This window comes from Thermomonas sp. (genome assembly GCF_047606765.1).
Lineage (GTDB): Bacteria > Pseudomonadota > Gammaproteobacteria > Xanthomonadales > Xanthomonadaceae > Thermomonas.
Genome location: NZ_JASGED010000078.1, coordinates 1 through 5577, shown reverse-complemented (window position 1 = coordinate 5577; position 5577 = coordinate 1). Strand labels below are relative to the sequence as shown.

Sequence of the window (5577 nt, the reverse complement as noted above, 5' to 3'; positions counted from 1 at the left end):
TGCTTCTGACAAACGAATGTTTGTCCAATCTAGCTCTTTGGTAAGTCATTGAAAAAGCTGGATCCCGGCTTTCGCCGGGATGACGTTTCGGGAGTTGTTCAGAGCTTCCTCAGCGCTTCTTCCCCACCCTCGCCTTCGCCTTCAGACACTCCGGCTCACTGCATTCCAGCCGCGCGGATTCCAGCAGCGGCGGCAGGTTTTCGGCAAGGAAGTCGATGAACACGCGCACTGCCGGCAGCATGCCGCGACGCGATGCGAACACCGCATGCGCGATGCCCTGCGGCAGCCGCCAGTCGGGCAGCACGACTTCCAGCTCGCCGTTGCGCACGGCCTCGGCGCAGACGGTTTCCGGCAGCAGGGTGATGCCGATGCCGCCTTCGGCCATCGCCTGCATCATCGGGAAGTCGAAGCCGGTGATGCGCGGCTGCAGTTCAATCCGCCGCACTTCGCCATCCGGGCCATGCAATTCCCAGCGCTGACGGGCTTCGTCCTCGCTGATGCTCAGAGTGACGTGGTCGGCCAGTTCTTCCGGCGTTTTCGGCCTGCCGGCGCGGTCGAGATATTTCGGGCTGGCGACCAGCAATTCCTGCACCTGGCCGAAGCTGCGCATCACCAGGCTGCCGTCCTCGTCCAGCTTGCTGCGCACGCGGATGGCGACATCCACGCCTTCATTGATGACATCGACGCGGCGGTTGCTGACCAGCAATTGCAGGCGCACCTTGGGGTACAGCGCCATGAATGCAGGCAGCAATTTGGGAAACTGCTGCTGCGCCATCGACACCGGCACGCTGACCCGCACCGCGCCGCGCGGTTCGGCGCTCAGGCGATCCACCACCTCGCGCGCTGCCTGCGCCTCGGCCAGCATCGACTGCGCGTGGCGATGCACGCTCATGCCAACGTCGGTGACGGCAAAACGCCGCGTGGAACGCTGCAGCAGGCGCACGCCCAGTTCGCCTTCCAGCGCGCTGATGCGGCGGCTCAGGCGCGAGCGCGGGATGCCCAGCGCGCGCTCGGCCGAGGCAAAACCGCCGTGATCGACGACCACGGCGAAGTAGTACAGATCGTTGAGGTCGTTCAAGGCGTTCGCTGCATTCGTGGAACGATGGGCCGTCAATCTGCCCGACCGCCCACTTTTTCGCAACGAATCAAGCCTTCAAACAAGCTCAGACGGCGGCGGTGACCATGATTTCCACCTTCCACGCCGGGTTTGCCAGTTTGGCTTCCACCGTTGCGCGGGCAGGCGCGTTGCCTGCGATCACCCACGCATCCCATGCGCGGTTCATGCCGGCGAAATCGGCGATATCGGCCAGGAAAATCTGCGCGCGCAGGATGCGGCTCTTGTCGGTGCCGGCCTGTGCCAGCAGGGCGTCGATGGCAGCCAGCACCTGCGCGGTCTGGCCTTCGATATCGGCGCTGGTGTCTTCCGGCACCTGCCCTGCCAGATAGACGATGCCGCCGTGGATGCTGGCCTCGGACATGCGCTGGCCGGGGTCGATGCGCTGGATCATGGATGAAGTCCGTGTGTGTGTTGAAGGGGCCTGCACCATACGCCAGAAGCCGCGCGCCGGGCACCGTATCACCCAAACCAGATGGCATGAGGTTACCGCGATCGATTTTGCGCCGCGCCTCACACCACCGGTTCGCGCACCAGCAGATGCTTTGCCAGCAAACCGTGCAGCCTGCCGATGCCGCGGGCCAGGTGCAGGGTCGCAAACAGCAGCAGCAAGCCGGCAATGAGCAATGCCGGCATGCCCCACGCGGGTATCGAGGTGGTGATGCCGATGCCGTCATAGTTCAGCACCTGCCAACCGCCCGAACGCACGGATGCGTCGGCAATGCCCAGCCAGACCAGCACGGGTGCGGCGATGAAGCCCAGGGACATCGCCACCAGCGTCACCACCACCGCGAAGTAGGCCGTTCCCAGCGGCATCATCAGCAGGAAATACAGCATTGCCGTCCAGGTGCGCAGGTCGGTGAACAGCTCCTTCAGTCGCTGCAGCCAGGGCTTGCTGCGATTGGTATACAGCGGCCTGCGCGGCATGCGCTCGCCCAGCAACGCCTCCACGATGCGGCCCTCCACCAGCGACAGCAGCCGCACCGACATCAGGAACAGCAGCAGCAGCGGCACGCCGATGATGAGGATCAGCAGGCCCACCGACAGCGACGCGCCAGTCACCACCCAGGTGAAATAGAAAATGCCGGTGACCAGCGACAGCAGCATGTAGAACAGCGCACCGTAGGCATGCGGGTCGGCCACCACGCCGAAGAACCGGCCCAGCCACGTCCTGCGTGCCGGCGGCGGCGGCGTGCGCAATGCACGCTCCACTTTCACTTCGGTATCGCGATAGATGTCCGCCACTTCGTCCGGTGCGCCGTAACTGCCGGCTACGGAGGCGATCACTTCGGCTTCGGACTTGTCGGGATGGGCCGCAAGTTCCGAGCGCAGATAGTCCTCGGCGTCGTACAGCGCGTCCTGCGCCAGCGCCGGGTCGCAGCCCTGCAAGGCGCGACGCAGGCGATCCAGATAGGCGGGAATGGTGGTCGGCAGGTCGGTGTTCATGCGTCGGCTTCCTTCAGCAGGGCATCGAGTGAATCGCGGGTGGCGCGCCATGCGGCGCACCAGACAGTGAGGGTGTCGCGCCCGGCAGGCGTGGCGCGGTAGTAGCGGCGCGGCGGGCCGCTGACCGAAGGCTCGACGAAGCTGTCCAGCAGCCCCGCTGCCTCCAGATTGCGCAGCACCGGGTACAACGCGCTCTGCTTGCCGGCCAGCACGCCGTCGCCGGCTTGCTCCAGCCGCTTGGCGATCTGGTAGCCGTACATCGGCTCCGGCGCGGCAGTCACCACCGCCAGCAGCCCCAGCGACACGGTGCCGGCGCTCAGTTCCTTGTGGAACTTGCGCAGCAGGGCTTCGTCCATCCCGACATCTCCGCTTCCAGGTTGAAGCGGATACTACTGTTTATTTCGATATAGTGAATATGCCAATAGTCACCCGCCACAGGGGCCGGTGCAGGGCGCTATGGCAGCGGAATGATGGCGGTGGCGCGCAGGCCACCTGCCGGCTGGTTTTCCAGCACGATCCGGCCACCGTGTTCCACCGCGATGCCCTGCGCCACCGACAGGCCCAGGCCGATGCCGCCGGTCTCGCGGTTGCGCGAGGCTTCGCCGCGATAGAAGGGCATGAACAGTTGCTCGGCCTGCGCCGGGTCAATGCCGGGGCCGTCGTCCTCGACTTCCAGCACGCAGTCGCCATCCTGTGCCTGCAGGCGCAGGCGCGCGCGCTTGCCGTACTTGAGCGCGTTGTCGATCAGATTGGCCACCATCCGCCGCAGGGCGATGCGGTCGCCATTGACGATCACCGCTGCGCCGGATTCCAGTGCGATGTCGCGGCCGGTGTCCGCCAGGCCATTGACCATGTTTTCGACCAGCGAGCGCATGTCCAGCGCTTCGCGCAGGCCGGTCGCGGAGCGGTCACGCAGGAAGTCCAGCGCAGCGGTAATCATCGTCTTCATTTCATCGATGTCGTCCTGCGCCTTGTCGCGCTGGTCATCGGGCAGTTTCTGCAGGCGGAAGGCGAGCCGCGCCAGTGGCGTGCGCAGGTCATGGGCGATGGCACCGACCATCTGCGTGCGCTCTGCCACCATGCGGTTGAGGCGGGTCTGCATGGCATTGAACGAATCGACGGCCAGCACGATCTCGTGCGGGCCATTGCGCGCCAGCGGTGGTGCGTCGGGGTTGCGGCCAAGGTGGTCTGCGGCCCGCGCGAACTCGCGGATCGGCGCGGACAGCGCGCGCGAGAACCACCAGGCCAGCGGCAGCAGCACCAGCACGCCCGCCAGGAACAGCAGGCCTGCCTGACGGCCGATCCTGCCCAGGCGGTTGCGTTGCGTGGATTCGACCACGCGCCAGCGACCGTCCGGCTGGCGCGCGGCGGCGATGAACTCGCCACGCAAGGGCGTGTCCGGCGCCAGGTTGCGTGGGCGGGGTGGTGGCCTGCTCTCGCCATCCTGCGCGGCGGGCACATCGCTGCCCGCTTCACGCGGTGGCCCAGACGGGCAATCCGTGCAATCGGGCGGAGGCGGCTTGCCGTCAGGCGACGGCGGTGCGCGCCGCTTTCTGGCTTCGCGGGTGGAGACGAACAGCACATCCTCCTCGTCCAGCGACAACCACTGCGCTATGGCCGTGCGCACCCGCGCATCCGTGCGGAACCCGCCTTCGGCCGGCACCACGGGGCGCGCTGCGCTGGTGGCGACGTGCAGCACGTCATTGCCGGTCGGTTCATTGCTGGACAGCAATGCCACCACGCGCATCAGTTCTGTCGAGTCGGTGCGGATCGGCGCGTACAGCAGCAGCACGACGGCCACCACCTGCGCCACCGCCAGCGCTGCCAGCAGCAACAGGAAGGTGCGCCGGAAGATCGACAGGCCGGGCCGCGCAGGCGTCACAGGCGATTGACCGCCGGCAGCAACATGTAGCCTTCGTTGCGGATCGTGCGGATCAGTTCCTGCCGGGTGCGTTCGTTGAGCTTGCGCCGCAGCCGGCTGATCTGGGTGTCGATGGCGCGGTCATAGACTTCGACGTTGCGGCCATGCGCGTAGTCGAGCAGCTGGTCGCGGCTGAGCACGCGCTGCGGGTGTTCGACGAAAGTGCGCAACAGCGAAAACTCGCCATCGGACAGGTCAACGAACACGCCGGAGGGATCGCGCAGGTCGCGGCGCACCATGTCCAGACGCCAGCCGGAAAACTCGTACTGCCGGGCTTCGTCCACCGGCACCGGTTCACCGGCCAGCCGGCGGCGCAACACCGCGCGCACCCGCGCCAGCAGCTCGCGCGGGTTGCAGGGCTTGGCGAGATAGTCGTCGGCACCGACTTCCAGCCCGATGATGCGGTCGGTGTCGCTGCCCAGCGCGCTGAGCATGATGACGGCGGGGCCACCTCGGCGACTGGCCAGTTGCCGGGCGGCGGAAAGGCCGTCTTCGCCGGGCATCATCACGTCAAGAATCACCAGATCCGGCCGGTGTGCATCCAGCGCCTGCCGCATCTGCGCGACATCATGCACGGCCATCACGCGATAGCCGTGGTTGTGCAGGAATCCCGATGTCAGCTCACGGAGTTCCGGGTCGTCATCGACCACCAGGATCAGGGATTGCAAGTCCATGTCGTCGGGGCGGGTCATGCCGGACTGGATACCAGCCGAGTGTATGCAGCGTTTGTCGGCGCTGCCACACATTGCAATCCCGACGCGCGGCTGAACCGATGCCGTCCGCAGGCTGAACCGCCGCCTGAATGTGTCAACGCCTGAAAAACCACGACAAGCGACCGGCACACACGAGGCCTAGCGTCGGTTCCGTGGGCAGCACCGGGACGACCGCCCCTCCCCCTCCGATCCATCCCGGTGCGCCCCGCTTTCCAGCCAACAGCCAGGAGCCGCCGACATGTCCTACCCGAAGCATGACCATCACGACGACCATCAGGATGGTGGACTGCAACAAGACGTCGAACTGATCAATCAGCAATTGCGCGAACGCCGGCAAGTGCTTGGCTGGTTCGCAGCCGGTGGTGCCGCTGCGCTGGCCGCAG

General features: G+C 66.2%; 6 protein-coding genes. All 6 read right to left on the bottom strand.

The window, feature by feature from the left end; translation table 11 throughout:
- Positions 1–109: 109 nt before the first annotated feature.
- Positions 110–1078, bottom strand: a complete 969-nt coding sequence (locus QM612_RS07525) for a LysR family transcriptional regulator (protein WP_415253279.1) — start codon at positions 1076–1078, stop codon at positions 110–112.
- A gap of 85 nt (positions 1079–1163) precedes the next feature.
- Positions 1164–1508 (bottom strand): RidA family protein, encoded by a 345-nt coding sequence (locus QM612_RS07520; protein ID WP_415253278.1) that lies wholly within the window; start codon positions 1506–1508, stop codon positions 1164–1166.
- A 119-nt stretch (positions 1509–1627) separates the two neighbouring features.
- Positions 1628–2560: a sensor domain-containing protein gene (locus QM612_RS07515; protein ID WP_415253277.1), complete on the bottom strand. Its 933-nt coding sequence runs from the start codon at positions 2558–2560 to the stop codon at positions 1628–1630.
- Positions 2557–2916: a PadR family transcriptional regulator gene (locus QM612_RS07510; protein ID WP_415253276.1), complete on the bottom strand. Its 360-nt coding sequence runs from the start codon at positions 2914–2916 to the stop codon at positions 2557–2559. The genes QM612_RS07515 and QM612_RS07510 overlap by 4 nt, the downstream gene beginning before the upstream one ends.
- Positions 2917–3014: 98 nt before the next feature.
- A complete protein-coding gene (locus QM612_RS07505; RefSeq protein WP_415253275.1) occupies positions 3015–4442 on the bottom strand; it encodes a sensor histidine kinase in 1428 nt (475 codons plus the stop codon).
- Positions 4439–5155, bottom strand: a complete 717-nt coding sequence (locus tag QM612_RS07500) for a response regulator (protein ID WP_415253280.1) — start codon at positions 5153–5155, stop codon at positions 4439–4441. The genes QM612_RS07505 and QM612_RS07500 overlap by 4 nt, the downstream gene beginning before the upstream one ends.
- Between the last annotated feature and the right edge of the window lie 422 nt (positions 5156–5577).